The organism is Peptostreptococcus faecalis, assembly GCF_900240845.1.
Lineage (GTDB): Bacteria > Bacillota > Clostridia > Peptostreptococcales > Peptostreptococcaceae > Peptostreptococcus > Peptostreptococcus faecalis.
Genome location: NZ_OERU01000026.1, coordinates 1 through 1,515, shown reverse-complemented (window position 1 = coordinate 1,515; position 1,515 = coordinate 1). Strand labels below are relative to the sequence as shown.

The window sequence follows — 1,515 nt, the reverse complement described above, 5'->3', positions numbered from 1 at the left end:
TGCTTGTAAGGCAGATGCTCTCCCAGCTGAGCTATACTCCCACATATATTGGAGCGGGTGAAGGGGATCGAACCCTCACAGCTGGCTTGGAAGGCCAGAACTCTACCATTGAGCTACACCCGCATATAAATGACTCCTAGGGGAATCGAACCCCTGTTACCGCCGTGAAAGGGCGGTGTCTTAACCGCTTGACCAAGGAGCCTAACTGGTTTTAATTGGTTGCGGAGGAAGGACTCGAACCTCCGACCTTCGGGTTATGAGCCCGACGAGCTGCCAACTGCTCCACTCCGCGATATTGTTTATTTTATGGTACTTACCTAATGCCGAAGACCGGAATCGAACCGGTACGAAAGTATAAGTTTCGCAGGATTTTAAGTCCTGTGCGTCTGCCAGTTCCGCCACTTCGGCTTAAATGGCTCCAAGGGTGGGGCTCGAACCCACAGCCTACCGGTTAACAGCCGGTTGCTCCACCATTGAGCTACCTTGGAATATTTGGAGGCGACATCCAGATTCGAACTGGAGATCAAGGAGTTGCAGTCCATTGCCTTACCACTTGGCTATGTCGCCTTACAAATAAAAATTACTGGGGTGGATAAAGAGATTCGAACTCTCGATCTCCAGAGCCACAATCTGGCGCTTTAACCAACTAAGCTATACCCACCACGTAATGGTCGAGGTGAAGGGACTCGAACCCCCGGCCCCATGGTCCCAAACCATGTGCGCTACCAAACTGCGCCACACCTCGATGAAAAATATTAAATTAATGGTGGACCATCAGGGATTCGAACCCCGGACCTACCGGTTATGAGCCGGGCGCTCTAACCAACTGAGCTAATGGTCCAACTGAAGTAGCGGTAACAGGACTTGAACCTGTGACCTTTCGGGTATGAACCGAACGCTCTAGCCAACTAAGCTATACCGCCCCATATCTAAATGGTGGATCATCAGGGAATCGAACCCTGGACACCCTGATTAAGAGTCAGGTGCTCTGCCAGCTGAGCTAATGATCCATATTATTTTTTTGTATCCACTTGGTGGATCATCAGGGAGTCGAACCCTGGACACCCTGATTAAGAGTCAGGTGCTCTGCCAGCTGAGCTAATGATCCATATTATTTGGCAGGGGATGAGGGATTTGAACCCCCGAATGTATGAGTCAGAGTCATATGCCTTACCACTTGGCGAATCCCCTATATAATGGTGAGCGCACAGGGATTCGAACCCCGGACACACGCCTTAGAAGGGCGTTGCTCTATCCAACTGAGCTATGCACCCATATTTTATATGTTATAATGGAGCGGGAAACGAGATTCGAACTCGCGACTTCGACCTTGGCAAGGTCGCGCTCTACCACTGAACTATTCCCGCTTACTATGCTCTTATTTTTTCAATAAACTGGTGCGGATGAAGGGAGTCGAACCCCCACGCCAAAGGCGCTAGATCCTAAGTCTAGTGCGTCTGCCAATTCCGCCACATCCGCGCATTGAGTTTATTAAACTGGTGGAGGATGGTGGAT

At 50.2% G+C, this 1,515-nt stretch carries 16 tRNA genes; all 16 read right to left on the bottom strand.

What is annotated here, in order from left to right:
- Positions 1-49: 49 nt before the first annotated feature.
- A tRNA-Gly gene (locus tag C0982_RS10355) sits at positions 50-123 on the bottom strand.
- A gap of 7 nt (positions 124-130) precedes the next feature.
- Positions 131-202 (bottom strand) — tRNA-Glu (locus tag C0982_RS10350).
- A 14-nt stretch (positions 203-216) separates the two neighbouring features.
- Positions 217-292 (bottom strand) — tRNA-Met (locus C0982_RS10345).
- A gap of 29 nt (positions 293-321) precedes the next feature.
- Positions 322-408, bottom strand: a tRNA-Leu gene (locus tag C0982_RS10340).
- Positions 409-413: 5 nt separating this feature from the next.
- A tRNA-Asn gene (locus C0982_RS10335) sits at positions 414-488 on the bottom strand.
- Positions 489-493: 5 nt separating this feature from the next.
- Positions 494-567, bottom strand: a tRNA-Cys gene (locus tag C0982_RS10330).
- Between the two features lie 17 nt (positions 568-584).
- Positions 585-661, bottom strand: a tRNA-His gene (locus C0982_RS10325).
- 7 nt (positions 662-668) lie between these two features.
- Positions 669-745: transfer RNA gene (locus C0982_RS10320), tRNA-Pro, on the bottom strand.
- A gap of 19 nt (positions 746-764) precedes the next feature.
- Positions 765-841 (bottom strand) — tRNA-Ile (locus C0982_RS10315).
- A gap of 8 nt (positions 842-849) precedes the next feature.
- Positions 850-923 (bottom strand) — tRNA-Met (locus C0982_RS10310).
- Between the two features lie 11 nt (positions 924-934).
- A tRNA-Lys gene (locus C0982_RS10305) sits at positions 935-1,010 on the bottom strand.
- Between the two features lie 22 nt (positions 1,011-1,032).
- Positions 1,033-1,108: transfer RNA gene (locus tag C0982_RS10300), tRNA-Lys, on the bottom strand.
- Between the two features lie 8 nt (positions 1,109-1,116).
- A tRNA-Gln gene (locus tag C0982_RS10295) sits at positions 1,117-1,191 on the bottom strand.
- Between the two features lie 6 nt (positions 1,192-1,197).
- Positions 1,198-1,274: transfer RNA gene (locus C0982_RS10290), tRNA-Arg, on the bottom strand.
- A gap of 18 nt (positions 1,275-1,292) precedes the next feature.
- Positions 1,293-1,367 (bottom strand) — tRNA-Gly (locus C0982_RS10285).
- Positions 1,368-1,395: 28 nt separating this feature from the next.
- Positions 1,396-1,479: transfer RNA gene (locus C0982_RS10280), tRNA-Leu, on the bottom strand.
- Between the last annotated feature and the right edge of the window lie 36 nt (positions 1,480-1,515).